Source organism: Streptomyces sp. NPDC006925, from assembly GCF_042869575.1.
Taxonomy (GTDB): Bacteria; Actinomycetota; Actinomycetes; order Streptomycetales; family Streptomycetaceae; genus Streptomyces.
This window is the reverse complement of sequence record NZ_JBIAGB010000020.1, coordinates 1,282-22,135: the sequence shown is the minus strand read 5'-3', so window position 1 is coordinate 22,135 and position 20,854 is coordinate 1,282. Positions and strand designations below refer to the sequence as shown.

The following is a 20,854-nucleotide window of genomic DNA, read 5'->3' as shown; positions in this document are numbered from 1 at the left end:
CGCCGAGCGCACCGATCGGGGGCGTACGCCGTTCGACGGCGTACGCCCCCGTGCTGCTGTCCGGGTGCGATCCGCACCGGGTCCCGTGACGTTGTACGTATTGGATCACCAGTTCGGCAAGTTCGTAACGAGCGGGTTCCCACCGCCCGTTCGCGCGGCGCTACGTGACACTGTCCTCCGCATGAAAGGCGAGACGAACGCGGGCAGCGGGACGCCCGCGGCGAGACCCCCGCGCCGCCGCCTGCGGATGCCGGGACGCACCCGGGCACGGCGGGCAGCAGGGTGGACGGTACTGGCGCTCGTGGTCCTCCTCGTCCTGCCGACCGCGGGCGCGGCGGCGGCGCTCCGCGCCTGCTACGCGGGAGAGGTGTCCGCCGAAGCGCGCTCCCGGGGCCGGGACGCGCTGTGGCTGGGCCACGCCTGGGTGGACGGGCGCCGGGACGAGGCGGACCTCGCGGCGCTCAAGCGGCGGACGGCGGGTACCGGCATCCGCGACCTGTACGTCCACACCGGGCCGCTGGCGCACGACGGCTCGCTGCCGAAGAACCGGTACCCGCGTGCGGAGTGGCTGCTGAAGGCCGTCGAGCGGGAACTGCCCGGAGTGCGGGTCCAGGCATGGCTCGGGGACCGGCTCGCCTACGGCCCGGACGCGGAGGGCGGCCTGCGCACCGCCGACCCGAAGACGCGGCGCGCGGTGGTGGCGAGCGCCCGGCAGGTGCTGGCGGCGGGCTTCGACGGGGTGCACTTCGACCTGGAGCCGCTGCGCTCGGAGGACGCCGGCTATCTGCGGCTGCTGGAGCGGCTGGGCCCGGCGGTCCGGGCGCACGACGGGGTGCTGTCGGTCGCCGCGCACCAGATCGACCCGCTGCCGGGGCTGCACCACGTCTCCGGCAGCGTCTTCGGACACGGCAAGTGGTGGTCGCAGGAGTACTTCGGCAAGGTCGCACGGCGAGTGGACCAGATCGCGGTGATGTCCTACGACACGGCGCTGCCCGCCGAGAGCCTGTACGGCGGCTATGTGGCGCAGCAGACAGCACTCGCGCTGGAGGCGGCGCCCGCCCGGGTGGACGTACTGATGGGGCTGCCCTTCTACCACACGGACGAGATGGGCCATCATGCCGCGGCCGAGACCGCGGCCGCGGCGGTGCGAGGGGTGCGGCTCGGGCTCGGCCGCGAGGACCGCGACCGTGCGCGGTTCGGCGTCGCGCTCTACGTCGACTTCGCGGCGACGGAGCGGGACTGGCGCGCCTACCGGCGCGGCTGGGGCGCACCGGCTACACCGGCGACACCGGCCGGAGCACGGCACACACAGACTTCGGATGCCCAGGGGAGGCAGCGTTGACCGTCACGGACGAGGCGATCGAGAAGATCAAGGGGATGATCGTCTCAGGGGCGCTGGGCCCCGGCGACCGCCTGCCCAGGGAGAGCGAACTGGCCACCGAGCTGGGCCTGTCGCGCAACTCGCTGCGAGAGGCCGTCCGCGCGCTGGCACTGATCCGGGTGCTCGACGTACGCCAAGGCGACGGCACCTATGTGACGAGCCTGGATCCGCAGGTGCTGCTGGCGGCGATGAGCTTCGTGGTGGACTTCCACCGCGACGACACCGTCCTGGAACTCCTGGCCGTACGCCGCATCCTGGAGCCGGCGGCCACCGCGCTGGCGGGCACCCGGATCGCGGCGGCCGAACTGGACGCGCTGGAGTCCGAACTGGACGCGCTGGAGTCGGAGCTGCACGCCCCCGCTCCGGAACCGTCCGTGGGGCAACTGGTCGCCGCGGACCTGGAGTTCCACCGGCGCATCGCCGCCGCCTCCGGCAACTCCGTACTGGGTTCGCTGCTGGACGGCCTCTCCGGCCCGCACACCCGGGCCCGGGTCTGGCAGGGACTGACCCGGCAGGACGCGGTCAGCCGCACCCTGCACGAGCACCGGCAGATCCTCGCGGCCCTGCGTACCGGCGACGCGGAGGCGGCACGCTCCTGGTCGACCGTGCACATCGCGGGCGTGGAGCAGTGGCTGCGCTCGGCGCTGTGACGCCGGACACCGCCGCCTCCCCGGGGCCGGCGCGCCCGCGGGACCTGCCGGGTCGGGCGCGCGACGAGTCCGGATCGGGGGTGTGCGGGGGCTGCGGGTCGCATGCCGGCACGCCGTAGGCTGGGCCTCGCACGAAACGGTCGGCGGCGGTCCGGGTAACGGAGCCCGCAGCGGTATCGCCGGCCGCAGGCGACAGCGAGCTGAGGAGGCACTGGGTGATCGAGCTGGAGGGGGTTCCCGAGCTGGTCGACCCAGTCATGGTGGCCGCGTTCGAGGGGTGGAACGACGCGGGCGACGCCGCGTCCGGCGCGGTCGCGCACCTGGAACGGGAGTGGAAGGGCGAGGTGTTCGGCGCGCTGGACGCGGAGGACTACTACGACTTCCAGGTGAACCGCCCGCAGGTCTTCCTGGAGGACGGTGTCCGCAAGGTCACCTGGCCCACCACGCGGCTGTCCGTCGTCCGGGTCGAGGACGCGGACGGCAAGGGCAGGCGGCGCGATCTGGTTCTGGTACGCGGCATCGAACCGAGCATGCGGTGGCGCTCCTTCTGCAACGAGATCCTGGGGTTCGCGCACGAGCTGGGGGTCGAGCTGGTGGTGGTGCTGGGCTCGCTGCTCGGTGACACTCCGCACACCCGGCCGGTCCCGGTGACCGGCGTGACCTCGGACTCCGATCTGGCCCGCACGATGAACCTGGAGGAGTCCCGCTACGAGGGCCCGACCGGGATCGTCGGCATCCTCCAGGAAGCCTGCACCCATGCGGGCGTGCCGGCGGCCAGCCTGTGGGCGGCCGTACCGCACTACGTCTCGCAGCCGCCCAACCCCAAGGCGACGCTCGCCCTGCTCAACCGGCTGGAGGACCTGCTCGGGGTGCGCGTCCCGATGGGTGAGCTGACCGAGGACGCCCGGGCCTGGCAGATCGGTGTCGACCAGCTCGCGGCGGAGGACAGCGAGGTGGCCGAGTACGTCCAGTCGCTGGAGGAGGCCCGGGACACCGCCGAACTGCCGGAAGCCTCGGGAGAGGCCATCGCCAAGGAGTTCGAGCGCTACCTGCGGCACCGCGACGGCTCCGGCTCCGCCGACGGCGGCTCGGCGCCCGGCACGTCCCCCTCGCTGCGGGACCCGGGGCACCAGTCCCCTCCCCCGCCGCCCAAGCCCGGCGGCGAGCCGCCGCGACCCGGTGAGCCGGACGAGGACGAGTGACCCTCGGCCCGCCGCGATGGAGCGGGCTGCCCGCGCCCGGCGGCGCGGGGTGCGCAGGTGACGAGGCTCCGGGTATTGAGGTGACGGCGGCTCCGGGTGCTGAGGTGACGGCAGGGACCCGGGGGTGAGAGGCCTCCCGGCCGCGGAACACGGCCGGGAGGCGGGAAACAGGGGACGGTTACAGCGCGACGCCCAGCAACGCGTCGACCGTGCGGGAGACCAGTCCGGGAGCGCCCTCGTCGGTGCCGCCCTGCTCGGCCTGCTGCTCGGCCCACGCGTCGACGGCGGCCAGCGCGGCGGGGGTGTCGAGATCGTCCGCGAGCGCGGTCCGCACCGCCTCCAGCATGGCCTCGGCGGGCGGGCCGTCCGGCCGCGAGACGGCAGAACGCCAGCGGTCGAGCCGCTGCTGTGCCGCCTCCAGCACCGCGTCGGTGTACTCCCAGTCGGCGCGGTAGTGGTGCGCCAGCAGGGTGAGCCGGATGACGGCCGGGTCGACGCCGTCCTTCCGCAGCTGCGAGACGAAGACGAGATTGCCCTTCGACTTGGACATCTTCTCGCCGTTCAGAGCGACCATCCCCGCGTGCACATAGCTGCGCGCGAAGGGGAACTCGCCGGTCAGCGCCTGCGCGTGGGAGGCGCCCATCTCGTGGTGCGGGAAGGCCAGATCGGACCCGCCGCCCTGGATGTCGAAGCCCATGCCCAGGTGTTCGAGCGCGATCGCCACGCACTCGATGTGCCAGCCTGGGCGTCCGGGGCCCAGCGTGCCGCCGTCCCAGTGGGGTTCGCCCTCCCGGGCCGCCGTCCACAGCTGCGGGTCGAGCGGGTTCTTCTTGCCGGGGCGCTCGGGGTCGCCGCCGCGCTCGGCGGACAGCAGCCGCATCGTTTCGGCGTCGTAGTGCGAGACGGCTCCGAAGTGGGCGTCGGACTCGACCGAGAAGTAGATGTCGCCGTCGAGTTCGTAGGCGGCTCCCATGTCCCGCAGCCGCTCGACCAGCGGCACGATGTGCGGAATGGACTCCACGGCACCGATGTAGTGCTTCGGCGGCAGCATCCGCAGGGCCGTCATGTCCTCGCGGAACAGCGCGGTCTCGCGCTCGGCGAGCGCCGTCCAGTCGATGTCCGTCGCGGCCGCCCGTTCCAGGAGTGGATCGTCCACGTCGGTGACGTTCTGTATGTAGTGCACCTGGCGCTTGGTGTCGAGCCACACGCGCTGCACGAGGTCGAACGCGTTGTAGGTCGCCGCGTGTCCGAGGTGGGTGGCGTCGTAGGGGGTGATGCCACACACATAGAGGCGGGCGACAGGACCGGGGGTGAGGGTCACTCGGCCACCGGTCGCGGTGTCGTGGATGTCGAGGTCGCGGCCCTGTCCAGGCAGGACGGGGACCTCGGTAGCGGGCCAGGCATGCATGCCCTGAGCCTAACCCGGACTGGTGTTCCGTATCCGTCCGGATGGACGCCGTTCGAGGTCGACGGGATCGTGCGGAACCCGCACGATCGTCCGGGGTCGGTCGGGCACGGAGGGGGCGGGTGGAGGGAGACCTCGGCCGAAGCGGCCCGCAGGCGCCCACCGGCCGTTCGGCCCCCGCGCCGGGCCGGGGGGCGGGGAAGAGACGGCGGCCGGAACGGGAGGGCAACGCACGCCCCGGCGGGCAGCCCGGCGACGGGGGCCGGACCGGTACGGCCCGGCCCGGCGCGGCCGGCCGGGGGTCAGACCGGTGGCCAGGGGATGGCGGGCCACTCGCCGCTCGGCAGCGGATGCCGTCCGGAGCTCAGCAGCGCCTCCACCCGCTTGCCCACGGCCTGCACCTCGGCCTCGGTGAGCAGCTCGGCCAGCCGCGCCGCCAGCGGAGCCTCCGCGGCCTCCGCGCCGTCCGCGGGGCCGCTCGCGTCGGCGCAGAGCGCGGTGGAGAGCCGGCGCAGCGCCTCGACGGCCTCGCCGGTCAGCTCCTCGCCGGCCCAGCCCCACAGCAGGGTGCGCAGCTTGTCGTCCACGTGGAAGGTGACGCCGTGGTCGATGGCGTACAGCGCGCCGTCGGGCCGGGGCAGCAGATGGCCGCCTTTGCGATCGCCGTTGTTGAGCACGGCGTCGAGCACCGCAAGCCGGCGCAGCCGGGGGTCGTCTGCGTGCACGAGCAGCGCGGTCCGACCGCCGCCGACATCCGCGAAGCCGACCGCCTTCCAGCCCTCGCCAGGCTCCTCGCCGTCGACCAGCGCGAGCAGCGGTGCCGACTCCTCCTCCGGCCCGCTCTCCGGTCCGTTGCCCGGCGCGGCCCCGGCCGCCTGCGCGGAGGGTGCGTCCTCGTCGTCGTGATCGGCGGCGTCCGGCGGCTCGCCCACCCACGCCTGGCACATACCCGGGCCGTAGGGGCCGTCGCGCAGCACGGTGGCGGGTATCAGATCCCAGCCGGTGGCGCGGGAGACCTCATAGGCCGCGACCTCGCGCTGGGCGAGGTTGCCGTCGGGGAAGTCCCACAGCGGCCGCTCACCGGCCACGGGCTTGTAGACGCAGGGCAGACTGCTCCCCGCGTGTTCGACGGTGCCGAACAGCACCGTGTTGGACGCGGCAGTGATCTGTCCCCGCACGGTGAGCGCGCCCTGCCGGAGCAGCTCGCGGGTGGCCTCGGCGGCCGGTGCCGTGCCGCTCATTCGCCCCGGCGGTATCCGTTCTGGCGCGGACATACGTGTCCCTCCGGATCGAGCGGCAGGCTGCACAGCGGGCACGGCGGCCGGCCCGCGTTGACGACCTCCATCGCCCGCTTGGCGAAGGCGCGGGCCATGTTCCCGCTGATCCGCACCCGGAGCATCGGGGGCCCGTTCTCGTCGTCCTGGAGCAGCCGCTCCTCCGCGTCGGCCAGGTCCTCGTCCTCGCCGGGCTCCAGCTCCACGATGGCCTGCGCCTCGACGACCATCCGCTCGCCGTCGCCGTCCCAGGCCAGGGCCATGGTGCCGACCCGGAACTCCTCCTCGACGGGGCTCTCCAGCGGCCCGGTGTCATCGACCTCGGAGGGCGCGACGGCAGGCACGGGCGCGCTGCCGCCGGAGCGGCGCACCACCTCGTCCAGCAGCTCGTCGATCCGTTCGGCGAGCGCTTCGACCTGCGCCTTCTCCAGGGCCACGCTGGTGGTGCGGCCCCCCGCACTGGCTTGGAGGAAGAAGGTGCGGCGGCCAGGCAGACCGACGGTACCGGCGACGAACCGGTCCGGCGGATCGTACAGAAATACCTGACGGGACACGTTCTGCTCCGTTGGGTTCGACAGCTTGAGTGGCTTCGGACATCCGCACCCTACTGTGCGTTCCGATCATCGTGCTCATGCGCTTCCGCCGACGGTCGCGTCGCCCTCCCCCGCGCTCGCGGCACCGCCCTGCCCGCCCGACTTCTGCGGTGGCGCGAGGGAGGCCAGTTCCCCGGTGTCACCGAGCCGCAGCACGAAGGGGCGCAGCGGGGTGTAGGTGAGGGCCGTGGCCGAGCAGGGGGAGACGGATATCCGCTGGAAGAGGTCGAGGTGCATGCCCAGCGCGTCCGCGACGATCGACTTGATGATGTCGCCGTGCGAGCACATCAGATAGACGGCGTCCGCGCCGTGCTCGGCCTCGATGCGGGCGTTCCAGTCGCGGACCGCGTCCACGGCCCGTGCCTGCATGGCCCGCAGCGACTCACCGCCGGGGAAGGCGGCGGCGGAGGGGTGGCCCTGGACGGTGGCCATGAGGGGCTCGTCGTTCAGTTCGGCGAGCTTGCGGCCCGACCAGTCGCCGTAGTCGCACTCGGTGATGCGGTCCTCGGTGTGCACGGGCAACTCGGGGCGGGCAGCGGCCAGCGGCGCGAGGGTCTCCTGGCAGCGGCGCAGCGGACTGCTGACCGCGGCGGCCAGCGGGAGGTCGCGGAGCCGGTCGGGCAGACCGGCGGCCTGCCGCTGGCCGTGTCCGTCCAGGGCGACTCCGGGCGTGCGGCCGGCCAGCAGTCCGTCGGTGTTCGCTGTGGACCTGCCGTGGCGTACGAGGATCAGCGTCGGCATGCCGCAACCCTAAGCGAGGCGCCGTCGGCGGCGCCGCGTGGATCTCGCGGCGGCCCCTTGGTCCTCGTGGCGGCCTCCGGTTGTGCGACGGTCCGGACACGGCAGAATGCGAGAAGTGATCGTCGACTGCGCGCTCTACCGGCAGGGGCGCCGAGCCGAGCGCCCGCAGGACTTCTCGGCGGCGCTGCGGGAGGCCCGGTCCGCGGCCGAGACGTTTCTGTGGATCGGTCTGCACGAGCCGACCGAAGCCGAGTTCGACCGCGTGACCCGGGATTTCGGGCTGCATCCGCTGGCGGTCGAGGACTCACTGCACGCGCATCAGCGGCCGAAGTTGGAGATCTACGCGGACTCGCTCTTCCTGGTGCTCAAACCGGTGGACTACGACGAGGGGGACAGCACGCTCAGCACCGGTGAGCTGATGGTGTTCGTGGGCGACTCGTTCGTGCTGACCGTCCGGCACGGCCGGACCAACCCGCTCGGATCGGTGCGCGCCCGGCTGGAGGGTGATCCGGAGGTGCTGCGGCACGGTCCGACAGCTGTGATGTACGCGGTCAGCGACACCGTGGTCGACCACTACCTGGAGGTCGCAGCAGCGCTGCACACCGACCTGGAGGAGCTGGAGGCCGCGGTCTTCGCCAGGAACGCCCGGGCGGGCAGCCGGGACACGGCGAGCCGGATCTACGAGTTCAAGCGGCGGGCACTGGACTTCCGACGGGCGACGACGCCGCTGACCGACCCGATCACCCGGCTGACGGGCGCCCGGGTCCCCTTCGTGCACAAGGACGCGCGGGTCTTCTTCCGGGACGTGGCCGACCACCTCTCGCGGGTGAACGAGCAGGTGGAGTCCATCGACCGGCTGCTGACGGACATCCTGTCAGCGTATCTGGCGCAGATGGGGGTGCGGCAGAACGACGACATGCGCAAGATCTCCGCCTGGGCCGCGATGTTCGCCGTGCCCACGGCCCTCGCGGGGGTGTACGGAATGAACTTCGCGCACATGCCGGAACTGCACCAGGTGTGGGGCTATCCGGTGACCCTGCTGCTGATGGTGACCATCTGCGTGGTGCTCTTCCGGATCTTCAAGCACCGCGACTGGTTCTAGGGGCCTGCCGCGACTGGGCTTGCCGCGTCTGGTTCCAGGGGCTTCGCGGATCGGCAGACCGGCGGATCGGCGGATCGGCAGATCGGCAGATCGGCGGATCGGCGGATCGACGTTCCCGCGGCTCCGGTCCCCGGTTCGGGCTCCCCCGGGTGGCGTGCACCGACGTGCGCCGGTGCGGGGCTCAGACGTACTCGGCCGCCGCATCCGCCTGACCGGTGCCCAGCGCGTCGCGCCGCTCGGGCATCCGCAGAGCGACCAGCCGGCGCCAGCCGCCCAGCCGTACCGGCCGTGGATCCCCAGCGCGACGAGACCGTAGCGGAGCCCGGACCAGCCCAGGATGCGCGCCATCCGGCTCATGACGGCCAGGCTGACGTCCCGGTAGACCTTGATCTCGGCGAGCGCGCTCTCGTGCAGCAGGGCGCGGATGGTGCGGGCGTGCCCGGCGCGGGCCAGCCGCAGCAGTTCCTCGTGGCAGTAGGCGAGGTGGTTGTCCTCGTCCCGGGAGATCATCCGTACCGCCCGGCCGAGCTCCGGGTGGTCGCCGACCGCCTTGGTGAGCAGGGCCATCTCCTCGGAGGCCCGCTGCTCGGTCACCCGGCTGTGGGCCAGATAGGCGAGCACGTCGTGCTCGGTCAGCGGCTCGTCCCGGCGCAGCTTCTCGTGCGCCAGGCCGATCCCCAGGCCCTCCAGGATCATCGTGTAGTCGGTGTCGTCGGGGATCTCGGCCGCCTCCAGGCCGCGCTTGTTCAGCAGCGCGAGGAAGATGCGGCCGTGTTTGTCCTCGTCGGCCCCGTGCCGGACGATCTTGGGCGCGAGGCGGCGGGCGCCCTCGGGCACGAGCGCGGCGATGCGGGCGTTCTCCCAGCCACCCTGCGCCTCGCCGCTGGCCGCGATCGAGCAGAAGAGCCGGAAGGACTCGTCGTTGTCGAGGATTTCCTGGAACAGACTCCTGGCCGAGAGCATCGCCGCCACCTCCGTGCACGCGTTCCCATACAGCACGACATCCGCGAAGAACGAGTCAAATGCCGCGTACGCGAACAGGCAACACGTGAGCGGTCCGGCTGCGCCGAACGCAGGGGCCCCGCGACCCGCCCGCGTAACCGCACCGGCCGGGCCGCGTTGTGCTCCATGACGGCCGTGGCGGGGTCGCCCCCGAGCCCCCACCACGGCCGCAGAATTCTTCGGGCGCGTTACGCCTTCGGGCTGTACCGCGCCCTTGCATCCGAGCGCGAGGTCGGATGCCGCTCGGATCCGGCGAAGCGGCCCGGGCGGGATGCCGGCACGCTGCTCCTAGGCGGCGGCCCCGGCCTGCTCCAGCGCGTCGACCCCGGCGCGCAGCCCGGCCAGTCGCTCCTCCAGCGAGAACCCGGCAGGGGCCAGCGAGAGCGTCGTCACCCCGGCGTCCGCGTAGGCCCGCATCCGCTCGGCGATCCGCTCCACGGGGCCGATCAGGGTGGTGGAGTCGATCAGCTCACGCGGGATCGCCGCCGCGGCCCCCTCCTTGTCCCCGGCCAGGTACTTCTCCTGGACCTCGGCGGCCTCCTTCTCGTAGCCCATGCGCTGGGCGAGCTTGTTGTAGAAGTTCTGCTTGCGGCTGCCCATGCCGCCCACATAGAGCGCGGTGTAGGGGCGGAAGAGGTCGGCGAGTGCGTCGATGTCGTCGCCGACCGCCATCGGGACGGTCGGGCACACGTCGAAGCCCTCCATGGTGCGGCCCGCGGCCTCCCGGCCCGCCCGCAGATGCTGCAGCGTGGTCTCCTCGGCGTGCTCCGGGGAGAAGAAGACCAGCAGCACACCGTTGGCGATCTCGCCGGTCTGCTCCAGGTTCTTGGGGCCGATCGCCGCGATGTAGAGCGGGATCTCCTCGCGCTCCGGGTGGACGGTCAGCTTGATCGGCTTGCCGGGTCCGCCGGGCAGCGGAAGCGTCCAGTGCTGCCCCTCGTAGGACAGCCGCTCCCGGGACATGGCGCGGCGGATGATCTCGACGTACTCGCGGGTGCGGGCCAGCGGCTTGTCGAACTTCACCCCGTACCACCCCTCGGACACCTGCGGGCCCGAGACACCCAGGCCGAGCCGGAAACGGCCGCCGGAGAGCGAGTCGAGCGTGGCGGCCGTCATGGCGGTCATGGCGGGCGCCCGGGCCGGGATCTGGAAGATCCCGGAGGCCACGTCGATCTGCTCGGTGTGGGCCGCCACCCAGGTGAGCACAGTGGCAGCGTCCGAACCGTACGCCTCGGCCGCCCAGCACACGTCGTAGCCGAGCCGGTCGGCCTCCTGTGCGACGGCGAGGTTGTCCGCATCCATCCCGGCACCCCAGTAGCCGAGGTTGATGCCCAGTCGCATCCCCATCCCGCACCCACTTCCCTTACTGATCAGTAATGTCCCTGACCCCCGGACTCTAACGCCTGCCACAACTACGCTCAACGCCCATGGAGCGAAGGCACCTCGGCCGCACTGGCCTGCGCGTATCCCGGATCGGACTGGGCACTCTGGGTTGGGCGCGCGGCGGCGGGAGCGACCGCGCGGAAACCGGCGCGGGACACGAGGCGCACCCGCAGCACGACCAGCACGTACGCAACGCCGCCGACCAGCTCAAGATCTTCTGGGAAGCGGGCGGCACACTCGTGGACACCGCGGACGTGTACGGAGACGGCGAGGCCGAGTACCTCCTTGGACGGCTGATGCAGGACCTGGTGCCGCGCCGCGACCTGGTGATCGCCACCAAGGCGGGCGGCGTGCCCGACCCCGAGCGCCCCTTCGACTGCTCGCGCGGCCACCTCCTCGGTGCGCTGGACGCCTCCCTCGACCGGCTGGGCACCGACCATGTGGACCTGTGGCAGGTGCACGCCTGGGACCCGTACACACCGCTGGAGGAGACACTCCAGGCACTCGACACGGCCGTCGGCAGCGGCCGCGCCCGCTACGCCGGAGTGTGCGACTTCTCCGGCTGGCAGCTCGCCAAGGCGGGCACCTGGCAACGGGCCGCACCCGGAGTACGGCAGCCACTGGCCGCCACCCAGATGGAGTACTCGCTGCTGCAGCGCGGCGTCGAGCGGGAGGTGCTGCCCGCCGCACAGGACCTCGGCATCGGACTGCTGCCCTCCTCGCCCCTGGGGCGCGGCGTGCTGACCGGCAAATACCGGGAGCCCGGCCCGCCGCCGACCGGATCGCGCGGCGCCTCCGAGCGGCTGGCCGCCTTCGTGGAGCCCTATCTGGACGGGACCGCGGCCCGGATCACCGACGCGGTGGCCACCGCGGCCGACGGGCTCGCACTGCCGCCGCTCCAGGTGGCCCTGGCCTGGGTACGCGACCGGCCCGGGGTGGTGGCACCGATCGTCGGCGCACGGACGGCGGAGCAGTTGGCGCAGGCGCTGTCGGTGGAGGGCCTTAGTCTTCCAGACGAGATCCGCGCGGCCCTGGACGACGTCTCGGCCCCCGTGCACCGCTACCCCGACCATGACTGGAGCGAGCTGTGAGCAACGAGAAGGCAGCCGAACTCCTCGCGGCCGTCCGCGCGGTGGAGAGCGGCGAACGCTCCGCCACCTCCTTCTTCAACGAGCCCGCCGCCCGGCCGCCTTCCAGCAGCGGGCCCCGGGCGCAACCGGGCGGCCCGGAGTCCGGAGCCGCCGGCGGCCGTACCGGTGCCCGCGCCGCAGCGGTGCCCCCGCCGGGGCGTACGGAGCGCTCCGGACGGCAGGACGGCCCGGTCACCGTCCCGGAGGGGGTGCGCGCCCTGCTGGCGGAGGGCGGGGCTCCGGAGGGGCTGGCCCAGCGGGTGACCGAGACGCTCGGGGAGGGCGCGGAAAGCGTGCTGCGCGCCGACCCGTGGCAGCTCCTCGCGGTTCCCGGGGTGCTCCCCGAGCAGGCCGACGGCTTCGCCCGGGCACTGCTCGGCGACGAGGCGGGGCCGGGCGACCCGCGGCGAGCGGTGGCGCTGGTGGTCCGACTGCTGGAGCGCGCGGCGCTGCGGGGCGACACGGTGCTGACCCCGGACGCCCTGGGCAGGGGCCTGGCCGGACACGCGGTACCGGACCCGGAGGAGGCCCTACGGCAGGCCGTGGACGCAGGGGCCGTCCTGGTCTTCGAGGACGCACTGGACGCGGGGCCGGTGCCCTCGGCCATGAGCGAGAGCGACGTCGAGGAGGAGGAGCGCCCGGTCACCCTCCTGGTGGGCCTGGACCGGTACGCACTCGCGGAGGAGAGCCTCGCGGACGGGCTCGCCCGCATCGCGGGGACGTTCGGGTCCGCGGAGACGGCGGGCGGCCGGGCGGGGGGTACAGCGGACGCGGCGGACCCCGCGGAAGCGGCGGATGCGGAGGACTCCGCGGAAGCGGCGGACGCGGAGGACCGCGCTCGGGCCGGAGCCGCGGGGACCGACGACGGCTGGGCGGCTGTCGCCGAGAGTGCCCCCACCTCCTCGGCGCGCGAACTGATCCGTGCGGTGGCCGGAAACGGGCTGGTCACCCATACGGGTGGTGAGGCGTCCCGCGCGGAGGTCGCCGCCGTGGTGGTCGCGGCGCGGGCGCTCGGGCTGCGTGCCGCACTCCTCACCCACACGGATGAGGGTCGGGAGCGCATGGCCCGCCTCATCGCCGACCACCCGGCCTCCCGCCCGGACAACCACCCGGACAGCACCCCGGACGGCGACGGTCCGGACGACGGCGGTTCGGACGACGGCGGTCCGGAGAACGGCGCTCCGGACAACGACGCTCCGGCCCCGGACTGCGCCACCGTCGCCGCGGTTCTCGCGGGCACGGAAGGGCCGGAGCGGGACGCGGACGGGGCGCTCCTCGTCGACCTGCTGGCCGTCTGCGACGCGCCGCAGTTGGACGCGGAGACGGCCGCGGCACTGCTGGAGGCCCTGCCGGACGGGTCACGTCTGCTGCTCAGCGGAGACCCGGGCGTGCTGGGCGCCGCAGGCCCCGGAGAGGTGTTCGGGGACCTGCTGGCGGCCCGGTACTGCCCGCACGTCGCCTCCCGCACCCCGGACCCCGGGCCGATCGGCGAGCTGGTCTCGGGCGTCGGCATCGGAGAGCTGAACCAGGTGGCGGCACCCGGCAAGGAGGTGGTGATCGTCCCCGTCGCCGACCCCGGCGAGGCCGTCCACCGGACGGTGCAGCTCGTCAAGGACTCGGTGCCCCGTGCCCTCGGCGTCCCGTCCGCCGAGACCCAGGTGATCACTCCGGGGCACGGCGGCTCCGCGGGCACACGGGCGCTCAACGCCGCCCTCAAGGAGCAGCTCAACCCGGGCCCGGGCCGCTTCGGCGGCTTCGACCCCGGCGACCGGGTCGCCCACTCCCCGGCGCCGGGTCGCACGCGCATCGGCACGGTGGCCTCGGCCGACGCGGACGGCCTGCGGCTGGCCTGCGGGGACCACCGGGTGACGGTCCCACCCGAGCGGGTGCCCGAAACGGTGCGGCACGGCTGGGCCGTGACGGCCCACCAGGCCGCCGGAATCCGCTGGCCCGCCGCCGTCGTGGTGCTGCCCGGCGACGCCACGAAGGCGCTGACCCGGGAGTGGGTCTACACGGCCTTCGGCCGGGGCGAGCGCCATCTCTCGGTCGTGCACGGAGCGGGCGACGCGCTCCCCCGCGCGGTGGCCTCGGCCGCGGCGCGGGAGCGGACGACCCGTTTGCGGACCCTGCTGACCGAGTCCGCCCGCGCCGCCGAGGCGGCGCGGGCGGCGGAGACGGCAGAGACGACAGGAGCGGCGGAGGCGGCCGACGGCTGAGCCGGGGCGGCCACGACGCCGGGGCGGTCCGCCGTGCTGCCCGCGCTACCTGCGGCGGGCGGCGGACACACCGCTGCCTGCGCCGTCACCGTCCTCGTCGTAGCCGTCCTCGTCGAAGCCGTCGTAGCCGTCCTCGGCGTCGTCCTCGCCCTCGCCCTCGCCGCGGGCCTCGAGGACCAGGTCCTCCTCGTCCTCGTCGAAGACGGAGGAGACGTCGAAGCGGCAGACCACGCGCTGCGGGTCCGCCTGGTCGAACGGGGTCGACAGCCACTCACCGGGCTCGGTGGGCTCGTCGACCGCCGTGACCCAGAGGGTGGAGTCGCCCTCCTCCAGGCCGAACTCCTTGTGCCGGGTGGCGATCTCGTCCGGCTCGAACTCGCCGAAGAGCACCCCGAGCGCCGCGTGCACACTGTTGCTCGGTGCCGCGCCCTCGAACCGCTCGTCCTCCGCGGAGTCCGGGTCCAGCTCCGTGATCCGCTCGGCCTGGGCCTGCAGCCGGTGCGGCTCGGAGATGACATAGTCCCGCCGGATCAGGACGCTCAGCGCAGTGGGCACATCGGGTCCGGTGTAGGCCGGCAGGCTCTCGCTGCTGGGGATCTCGAACGGGGTGACCTCGTCATAGACCTCGTACAGCAACTCGTCGTAGGTCTCCCCCGCGGCGGCCAGCGCGTCGAAGGCGGCATAGACGGCGGAGTCGAGTTCGGCGGCGTACTGCTCAGCCGACGACGCGTCCCGCTCACCCGCACCGCCCGCTCCGGCAGGCACCCGGGACTCCCCCGCGCGGCGCTCGACGGCTTCGAGGTGCCGGTCCAGCGCGGCTTTGACCGCTTCGGCGGCGGCGCGTACGTCGGCAGCGGTGGGCTGCGCAGCATCAGACATAGTGCAGACGCTATCGGCAGACGGGGTCCGCACGCACAATAGAGACGATGCCGGAATACGAATTTCGCGATGTGTACGTCCCGCGGGACGTCTCCCGTAAGGCCGCGACCCAACTGCTGACCGACCAGGCGGAGTACGGGCACTGGGAACTGGCCCGTACCCGGCTGTATCCGGACGGCAGCCGCCGGGTACGGCTCCGCCGCCGCATCATCCGCCAGCTTCGCCCGACCTGGTGACGGCCGGTCGCTGGTACCTCGGCAGTCGCGGGTGGCCGCATGGTGCGGGGTGACCGTCGCCGCGAAGCGGAAGAGCCGAGAGAGGAAGTCGGCAAGAGAGCCGAGAGGGAGCGAGCCCGGCGGTGCGGGGCCCGCTCCCTCGGCTTGCCCGGCGCGGCGGCCACGGCTGCGGCGCCGGAGCACCGGCCCGCGCGTCAGGTCGCGGCATGCCGGTCGATCACGGCGCCGGGGTCAGCACTGCGCCCCGATCAGCGCTTGGCGGCGGGCCGGGAGCGCCGGTAGAGCACGTATCCCCCGGCGAGCATGCCCAGGCTGACCGGCGCGGCGATGCCGAGCTGCGAGCCGGCACCGGTGTGCGCGAGCTCCCCGCCGTCTTCCGGGGTGTCGGAGACCTGGGCCACAGCAACGGTCTCCGGCGTGGACGGAGCGTGCACCTCACCGGAGCTTCCCGGCTGGGTGGGCGTCTGCGGAGTGGACGGCTCACCGGGCGTGGTGGGCTGCTCGGGCTCGTCCGGGTTACCGGGCTCATCGGGGTTACCGGGCTCATCGGGGTTCCCCGGCTCGTCCGGGTTACCGGGCTCATCCGGGTTACCGGGCTCGTCCGGGTTCCCCGGCTCATCGGGGTTCCCCGGCTCGTCGGGCTCCTCCGGGGACCCGGGATCGGTGGGCCCCGGGTGCGACGGGTTGGCGCAGCCGTTGCCGTGCGCCGGGTTGAGCGCGCCGACCACGTCCACGGTGTTGCCGCAGACGTTGACCGGCACGTCGACCGGCGCCTGTACGTCGTTGCCCGAGCCCACGCCGGGCGAATCGTGGGCGGTGCCCTGCGCGTGGGCCCCGCTTCCGCCCTGCTGGCTGCCGCCGCCGTTTCCGGTGCCGTTCCCGCAGCTGTTGCCGGACGCCGGGTTGAGCAGCCCGAGGACATTGACGGTGTTGCCGCAGATGTTCACCGTGACGTTCACCGGCGCCTGGGCGGTGTTGCCCGAGAGCACTCCCGGTGAGTTCGCGCTGGCGCCCTGGGCGCCCGAGTCGGCGAACGCGGTCCCCCCGGAGACCGCGAGGAGACCGCCGGCGGCGGCCATGGTGATCAGGCCCTTTCTGGTGCCCTGACGCATGATGTTGGAATCCCCTGCCTAGTGGTGGCTGTTGGTGACCGGCCAGGGGGAGGCGCACCTGTGCACCCTCCCACCCCCCGAGACCCGAGGGCCCCGGAGCGCGTGGCGCGTGCTCCGGGGCCGCTCAGGTGCACGTGCCTCACCGATCGCGTCGGATGAGGCGTGACGTCACTGGTTGACGCAGGTGTTGCCGAAGGCCGGGTTCAGCAGCCCGATCACGGAGATCGTGTTGCCGCAGGCGTTCACCGGCACGTGGACCGGGGCCTGGACGGTGTTGCCGGACACGACGCCGGGGGAGTTCACGGCGGCGCCCTGCGCACCGGAGTCGGCAACGGCCATACCCGCACCAGCCAGCACAAGACCGCTGGTGACAGCCGCGGCGGCGATGACCTTCTTGATCATTATTCCTCCTAGTTGGCAATACGACCCCAGCAGGGGGTCGCACTCCCTGTAACGAGGATGGAGGAATGAGGCTACGAACTGACTAGATCATTCACCCGTCCCGGTTACTTCCGCACAGGCTGCCGATTCCAGGCCCCGCCGCATCCCCCCTTCGGAGGAACACCACCGGGGAGCCGTGCGAGGATCCGGACGTTGATCAGAAAAGCGCCGGTCACAGCAGCCGATCAACGCCACACACCGGCACCCCGGTGGGCGTCACGCCTGATCCAGGAACCGGTCCAGCACCCGGACACCGAACTGGAGCCCGTCGACCGGGACGCGCTCGTCCACCCCGTGGAACATGCCCGCGAAGTCGAGCTCCGGCGGCAGCTTCAGCGGCGCGAAGCCGAAGCAGCGGATCCCCAGGTCGTCGAAGGACTTGGCATCGGTACCGCCCGAGAGCATGTACGGCACGGCGCGCGCGATCGGGTCCTCCGCCCGCAACGAGGACTGCATGGCGTCCACCAGCGCACCGTCGAAGGTCGTCTCCAGCGCCCGGTCGGCGTGCACGTCCTCGCGCCGCACCCGCGGCCCCAGCAGCCGGTCCAGATCGGCCAGGAACTCCTCCTCGTGCCCGGGGAGGAAGCGCCCGTCCACATGCGCGGTCGCCTGCCCGGGAATGACGTTGACCTTGTAGCCGGCCCCGAGCTGGGTGGGCGCGGCGGTGTTCTGCAGCGTCGCACCGATGATCTTTGCGATGCCGCCGAGCCGGGCGAGCGTCTCCTCCATGTCCTCCGGGTCCAGCTCGACGCCGAGCGCGTCGGAGAGCTCGTCCAGGAAGGAGCGGACGGTCTTGGTCACCCGCACCGGGAATTTGTGCCGACCCAGCCGCCCCACGGCCTCGCACAGCTCGGTGATCGCGTTGTCGTCGTTGGTCATGGACCCGTGGCCGGCCGTGCCGTCCACGGTGAGCCGCATCCAGTGCATGCCCTTCTGCGCCGTCTCGACCAGATACAGCCGCAGGTCCTCGTTGACCGTGAAGGAGAATCCGCCGACCTCCCCGATGGCCTCGGTGACTCCCTCGAAGAGGTCGGCGTGGTTGTCGACCAGGTGCCGCGCCCCGTAGACGCCGCCCGCCTCCTCGTCCGCGAGGAAGGCCAGCACGACGTCGCGGGGCGGCTTGCGCCCGGCCCGCATCCGCTCCCGGACCACCGCCAGCGTCATCGCGTCCATGTCCTTCATGTCGACCGCGCCGCGCCCCCACACGCAGCCGTCCGCGATCTCCCCGGAGAAGGGATGCCGCGTCCAGTCGTCGGCATTGGCGGGCACCACGTCGGTGTGCCCGTGGATGAGCAGGGCCGGGCGGGACGGGTCCTCGCCCGTGATCCGCGCCACGGTCGAGGCGCGGCCCGGGCTGGACTCGATGATCTGCGGCTCCAGCCCGACCTCGGCCAGCTTCTCGGCGACGTACTCGGCCGCCGCCCGCTCCCCGGGACCCTCGTTGTTGCCGTAGTTGCTGGTGTCGATCCGGATCAGCTCGCGGCAGAGGTCGACGACCTCGCTCTCGGCGCTAGCGGCACTCGCGGTAGCGGCACTGTCGGCACTCACGCTGCCTCCTCTTCTCGCAGGTAGACCCCCATCCTCCCGCCCGCACCCCGGCGTCCCAAGAGCCGGGTGATCGCAGTCCTCATCGGGTGCTAAGGTTTAACCCGTCGCAAGGCCACTCACCGGCCAGGCGGCACACCCGGTCGGGGTGGCGGAATGGCAGACGCGCTAGCTTGAGGTGCTAGTGCCCTTTACAGGGCGTGGGGGTTCAAGTCCCCCTCCCGACACGTACCATATGCACACGCGGCGGCAGGACGTGACCGAACGGTCACAGCCTGTCGCCGCGAGTCGTATGTGAGGTGGCCGAACGCTTCGCAGATCGGCCGCTTGGCTCCGGGGGTCGGCCGCGAGGAGTCGGCCTTTCATGTCGCCGAGCGTGCGGATCATGGTTTCCAGCTCTGCTTGGGATACAGCGCCCCTGGGTCGGCCCGTGTGAGCAGCGCGCGGTGGACAGCCGGAACCGAACGCGGCGGGGTTCCCAGAGCCTCGCGCCCGAAGGACCGCCCAGCCCGGCCGAGATCAACGCCATGCCCTCAGTGCTCGATCCCGCTCGGCGGCCGGACCCCGGACTGGTGGTGGCGCACCACCTGCTGGGCCGGATTCTCGCGCTCAACGGTGGCAGCCCTCGTGAGGCCGGCCGACCCGGCGAGCCGGGCGAGACCGTCTATTTCGCTCCCGATTCCTTGTCTGGGAGCCGCTGGCGCGGGCCACTCAGCATGGCTCTCGTGGATTCCCTCCGGGGACTCGGTCGGTTCCACGAGGGACTGCGGTGGACCGGATGGCGCGGCGAGGTCTCCGCGCCCAAGAGCAGGCAGGGCCTGTCGTTCTTCCCTCCGCCGTGGTCGGCCGAAGCCCGACGACGTGCTCTCTCCGAGACCAGCCGCCGCGCCGGGGCCATGGCAGAACTTCTGGGTTTGAGCCGCAACTCACACCTTCTGCTCGACGGTGTCGATCCGGGTTCGCCTCGGGGTCGCACGACGTCTCTTCAGCCCGATCGCCGACAGCGGATGAGGATGGCGGCGACGCGACGTCGGCGAAGGCCAGGAAGTATGCGGCCGCGCGCTCGTAGCGGCGGTGGAGACGGTGGCCACCCGGACGGCCAAGCCACCGTCCGCTCCACGGTCCGACGAGGATGGCTCAGCCGCTGGGAGGACTCAATGCTCTTGCAGGCAATGCGGAGGATGAGGTTCCGGGGCCGGATCCATCGGCGCAGGTAGTCGTAGCGAACCCGTTAGGCCCCTCTCTGTCGCGGCCCACGTGGTGACTGCGTCGATCGCGCACCGCGACCAGTGCAGGCCGCTGCGGGCGCCGAACTCGTCCAGGACCAGGCGGCGGAGCTCGCCCCACGCCAGGGCCCGGCTCCACTCGGCGCATCGCCGGTGCGCGGTCGGCCGGAGGGGACGCGGTCGGTTCAACTTCGCCTTGAAGGTCGGGCTCGGGAGGTGCACGTCGATGTTCGGAGTACGGGCCTCGAGAACGGAGCCTGTCAGGCATAGAGGTCTGACGACCCTCCCCCGAAACGGGCCTGAGATCAGGTACTCAGGAGTGAGTAGGACGAACGCATGGCCCGCGTCGGGCCGCTGTTGGGCGGCTCGACGCGGGCCCGAGGGTGAGCGGTGTCGCGACCGGTTACGGCACGGGCGGGATCGGCACGAAGGTCAAGGCTGCCGTGGCCGAGGACGAGGCGTAGCACCCCGATCCCACGAAGGACGCGGTGTAGGTGGGTGCGGTGACCGCGGTGGCGGGAACCGTACGGGTGGGCGGGGCGAGGGTCGCCACGCCGTTGGCGTCGGTGACCGCCGTACCGAGCACGATCGGGCCGACGACCGAGTTGGCCCGGAAGGTCACCGTCATACCGGGGATCCCGGCGTTGGTGGTGGAGTTCTTGAGTGTGGCGCTCATGGTCTGGATCACGAGGGTGCCGTTCAGGCGAACCCGGATCTGTGCGGGTGCGGCGGTCATGGTGGTGGAGACGGTGGTCGAGGTGATGGCCACCGTGCCGGTGGAGGCCGTGAAGCAGGCCGCGCCGTTGTAGTGGGCGGTGATGGTGCCGGAGGTCAGCGATGTGCTGGAGAAGCACGCCTTACCGGTGGCGTCCAGTGCCACGGTCACGTTCACTCCGCCGGGTCCGGTGAAGGTCACGGTGCCGGTTGGCGTGCCCGAGCCAGGTGCGTTCGTGGTCACCGTCGCGCACACCGTCACCGACTGGCCGCACACCGACGGATTCGGCGACGCGGTCACCGCTGTGGTGGTAGCGGCCGGGTTGACCGTGACCGTGGCAGTACCAGTCGACGGATTGAAGCACGCCGCCCCGTTGTACTGGGCGGTGACAGTGCCGGAGGCCAGGGACCCAGTGGCCAGACACGCCTTGCCCGACGCATCCAGTGCCACAGTCTGATTGAGCCCACCAGGCCCGGTGAAGGTCACCGTCCCGGTCGGCGTGCCCGAACCAGGAGCGTCCGTCGACACCGTCGCGCACACCGTCACCGACTGGCCGCACACCGACGGATTCGGCGACGCGGTCACCGCTGTGGTGGTAGCGGCCGGGTTGACCGTGACCGT

The 20,854-nt window shown here is 72.5% G+C and carries 18 protein-coding genes, 1 tRNA gene and 1 pseudogene; 9 read left to right on the top strand and 11 right to left on the bottom strand.

What is annotated here, in order from left to right; all coding sequences use genetic code 11:
- Positions 1 to 181: 181 nt before the first annotated feature.
- The 3 genes from ACFYNS_RS23740 to ACFYNS_RS23730 all read left to right on the top strand — a co-directional run bounded on the left by ACFYNS_RS23740 (position 182) and on the right by ACFYNS_RS23730 (position 3,233).
- Positions 182 to 1,342, top strand: a complete 1,161-nt coding sequence (locus ACFYNS_RS23740) for a hypothetical protein (RefSeq protein WP_388604971.1) — start codon at positions 182 to 184, stop codon at positions 1,340 to 1,342.
- Positions 1,339 to 2,031, top strand: coding sequence for a FadR/GntR family transcriptional regulator (locus tag ACFYNS_RS23735; protein ID WP_388604969.1), 693 nt, complete (start codon positions 1,339 to 1,341; stop codon positions 2,029 to 2,031). Before ACFYNS_RS23740 ends, ACFYNS_RS23735 begins: the two co-directional genes overlap by 4 nt.
- A 215-nt stretch (positions 2,032 to 2,246) precedes the next feature.
- Positions 2,247 to 3,233, top strand: coding sequence for a PAC2 family protein (locus ACFYNS_RS23730; protein ID WP_388604967.1), 987 nt, complete (start codon positions 2,247 to 2,249; stop codon positions 3,231 to 3,233).
- Positions 3,234 to 3,411: 178 nt separating this feature from the next.
- Here ACFYNS_RS23730 and mshC read toward each other — a convergent pair whose 3' ends face one another.
- The 4 genes from mshC to ACFYNS_RS23710 form a co-directional block, all read right to left on the bottom strand.
- On the bottom strand, positions 3,412 to 4,641 hold the full coding sequence (mshC, locus tag ACFYNS_RS23725) for a cysteine--1-D-myo-inosityl 2-amino-2-deoxy-alpha-D-glucopyranoside ligase (RefSeq protein WP_388604965.1): 1,230 nt from the start codon (positions 4,639 to 4,641) through the stop codon (positions 3,412 to 3,414).
- 299 nt (positions 4,642 to 4,940) lie between these two features.
- On the bottom strand, positions 4,941 to 5,912 hold the full coding sequence (locus ACFYNS_RS23720; RefSeq protein WP_388604963.1) for an SCO1664 family protein: 972 nt from the start codon (positions 5,910 to 5,912) through the stop codon (positions 4,941 to 4,943).
- Positions 5,876 to 6,466 carry a DUF3090 domain-containing protein gene (locus ACFYNS_RS23715; RefSeq protein WP_019356417.1) on the bottom strand — a complete coding sequence of 197 codons (591 nt, stop codon included), beginning with the start codon at positions 6,464 to 6,466 and terminating at the stop codon, positions 5,876 to 5,878. Before ACFYNS_RS23715 ends, ACFYNS_RS23720 begins: the two co-directional genes overlap by 37 nt.
- A 75-nt stretch (positions 6,467 to 6,541) precedes the next feature.
- Positions 6,542 to 7,246, bottom strand: a complete 705-nt coding sequence (locus tag ACFYNS_RS23710; protein WP_360299034.1) for a histidine phosphatase family protein — start codon at positions 7,244 to 7,246, stop codon at positions 6,542 to 6,544.
- A gap of 106 nt (positions 7,247 to 7,352) precedes the next feature.
- Here ACFYNS_RS23710 and corA point away from each other — a divergent pair, with 106 nt between their 5' ends.
- Complete coding sequence (corA, locus tag ACFYNS_RS23705; protein ID WP_360299031.1) at positions 7,353 to 8,348, top strand: magnesium/cobalt transporter CorA; 996 nt, start codon at positions 7,353 to 7,355, stop codon at positions 8,346 to 8,348.
- Between the two features lie 181 nt (positions 8,349 to 8,529).
- Here corA and ACFYNS_RS23700 read toward each other — a convergent pair.
- Positions 8,530 to 9,311: pseudogene (locus ACFYNS_RS23700) on the bottom strand (ferritin-like domain-containing protein).
- 327 nt (positions 9,312 to 9,638) lie between these two features.
- Positions 9,639 to 10,691 (bottom strand): LLM class F420-dependent oxidoreductase, encoded by a 1,053-nt coding sequence (locus tag ACFYNS_RS23695; RefSeq protein WP_388605029.1) that lies wholly within the window; start codon positions 10,689 to 10,691, stop codon positions 9,639 to 9,641.
- A gap of 86 nt (positions 10,692 to 10,777) precedes the next feature.
- Between ACFYNS_RS23695 and ACFYNS_RS23690 the strand changes: the two genes are divergently transcribed.
- Positions 10,778 to 11,824, top strand: coding sequence for an aldo/keto reductase (locus tag ACFYNS_RS23690; RefSeq protein WP_360299025.1), 1,047 nt, complete (start codon positions 10,778 to 10,780; stop codon positions 11,822 to 11,824).
- Entirely contained in the window at positions 11,821 to 14,079 is a 2,259-nt protein-coding gene (locus ACFYNS_RS23685; protein WP_388604960.1) for a helix-hairpin-helix domain-containing protein, read from the top strand. Before ACFYNS_RS23690 ends, ACFYNS_RS23685 begins: the two co-directional genes overlap by 4 nt.
- 45 nt (positions 14,080 to 14,124) lie before the next feature.
- On the opposite strand, the gene ACFYNS_RS23680 is transcribed toward ACFYNS_RS23685, so the two are convergent.
- The gene (locus ACFYNS_RS23680; RefSeq protein ID WP_388604958.1) at positions 14,125 to 14,958 is read right to left on the bottom strand and encodes a hypothetical protein; all 834 of its coding nucleotides are present in this window, start codon (positions 14,956 to 14,958) and stop codon (positions 14,125 to 14,127) included.
- Between the two features lie 47 nt (positions 14,959 to 15,005).
- Between ACFYNS_RS23680 and ACFYNS_RS23675 the strand changes: the two genes are divergently transcribed.
- On the top strand, positions 15,006 to 15,194 hold the full coding sequence (locus tag ACFYNS_RS23675; RefSeq protein WP_276474428.1) for a DUF5703 family protein: 189 nt from the start codon (positions 15,006 to 15,008) through the stop codon (positions 15,192 to 15,194).
- Positions 15,195 to 15,442: 248 nt separating this feature from the next.
- Here the strand turns inward: ACFYNS_RS23675 and ACFYNS_RS23670 are convergent, their stop codons facing one another.
- The 3 genes from ACFYNS_RS23670 to ACFYNS_RS23660 form a co-directional block, all read right to left on the bottom strand.
- Complete coding sequence (locus tag ACFYNS_RS23670) at positions 15,443 to 16,306, bottom strand: chaplin family protein (protein WP_388604956.1); 864 nt, start codon at positions 16,304 to 16,306, stop codon at positions 15,443 to 15,445.
- Positions 16,307 to 16,474: 168 nt separating this feature from the next.
- Complete coding sequence (locus ACFYNS_RS23665; protein WP_388604954.1) at positions 16,475 to 16,708, bottom strand: chaplin; 234 nt, start codon at positions 16,706 to 16,708, stop codon at positions 16,475 to 16,477.
- Positions 16,709 to 16,963: 255 nt separating this feature from the next.
- Complete coding sequence (locus tag ACFYNS_RS23660) at positions 16,964 to 18,295, bottom strand: M20/M25/M40 family metallo-hydrolase (RefSeq protein WP_360299014.1); 1,332 nt, start codon at positions 18,293 to 18,295, stop codon at positions 16,964 to 16,966.
- 139 nt (positions 18,296 to 18,434) lie between these two features.
- Between ACFYNS_RS23660 and ACFYNS_RS23655 the strand changes: the two genes are divergently transcribed.
- Together ACFYNS_RS23655 and ACFYNS_RS23650 are read left to right on the top strand one after the other, a co-directional pair.
- Positions 18,435 to 18,519: transfer RNA gene (locus ACFYNS_RS23655), tRNA-Leu, on the top strand.
- A 300-nt stretch (positions 18,520 to 18,819) separates the two neighbouring features.
- The gene (locus tag ACFYNS_RS23650) at positions 18,820 to 19,509 is read left to right on the top strand and encodes a DUF2625 family protein (protein ID WP_388604953.1); all 690 of its coding nucleotides are present in this window, start codon (positions 18,820 to 18,822) and stop codon (positions 19,507 to 19,509) included.
- A gap of 412 nt (positions 19,510 to 19,921) precedes the next feature.
- On the opposite strand, the gene ACFYNS_RS23645 is transcribed toward ACFYNS_RS23650, so the two are convergent.
- Positions 19,922 to 20,818 (bottom strand): Ig-like domain-containing protein, encoded by an 897-nt coding sequence (locus tag ACFYNS_RS23645; protein WP_388605028.1) that lies wholly within the window; start codon positions 20,816 to 20,818, stop codon positions 19,922 to 19,924.
- Between the last annotated feature and the right edge of the window lie 36 nt (positions 20,819 to 20,854).

What these genes read in the sequence shown, in the direction of transcription:
- ACFYNS_RS23650 (WP_388604953.1), top strand. Translation starts at nt 18,820, where the DNA reads ATGCCCTCAGTGCTCGATCCCGCTCGGCGGCCGGACCCCGGACTGGTG.
- ACFYNS_RS23675 (WP_276474428.1), top strand. Translation starts at nt 15,006, where the DNA reads ATGCCGGAATACGAATTTCGCGATGTGTACGTCCCGCGGGACGTCTCC.
- ACFYNS_RS23680 (WP_388604958.1), bottom strand. Translation starts at nt 14,958, where the DNA reads ATGTCTGATGCTGCGCAGCCCACCGCTGCCGACGTACGCGCCGCCGCC.
- ACFYNS_RS23740 (WP_388604971.1), top strand. Translation starts at nt 182, where the DNA reads ATGAAAGGCGAGACGAACGCGGGCAGCGGGACGCCCGCGGCGAGACCC.
- ACFYNS_RS23720 (WP_388604963.1), bottom strand. Translation starts at nt 5,912, where the DNA reads ATGTCCGCGCCAGAACGGATACCGCCGGGGCGAATGAGCGGCACGGCA.
- corA (WP_360299031.1), top strand. Translation starts at nt 7,353, where the DNA reads ATGCGAGAAGTGATCGTCGACTGCGCGCTCTACCGGCAGGGGCGCCGA.
- ACFYNS_RS23690 (WP_360299025.1), top strand. Translation starts at nt 10,778, where the DNA reads ATGGAGCGAAGGCACCTCGGCCGCACTGGCCTGCGCGTATCCCGGATC.
- ACFYNS_RS23665 (WP_388604954.1), bottom strand. Translation starts at nt 16,708, where the DNA reads ATGATCAAGAAGGTCATCGCCGCCGCGGCTGTCACCAGCGGTCTTGTG.
- ACFYNS_RS23710 (WP_360299034.1), bottom strand. Translation starts at nt 7,246, where the DNA reads ATGCCGACGCTGATCCTCGTACGCCACGGCAGGTCCACAGCGAACACC.
- mshC (WP_388604965.1), bottom strand. Translation starts at nt 4,641, where the DNA reads ATGCATGCCTGGCCCGCTACCGAGGTCCCCGTCCTGCCTGGACAGGGC.
- ACFYNS_RS23670 (WP_388604956.1), bottom strand. Translation starts at nt 16,306, where the DNA reads ATGCGTCAGGGCACCAGAAAGGGCCTGATCACCATGGCCGCCGCCGGC.
- ACFYNS_RS23695 (WP_388605029.1), bottom strand. Translation starts at nt 10,691, where the DNA reads ATGCGACTGGGCATCAACCTCGGCTACTGGGGTGCCGGGATGGATGCG.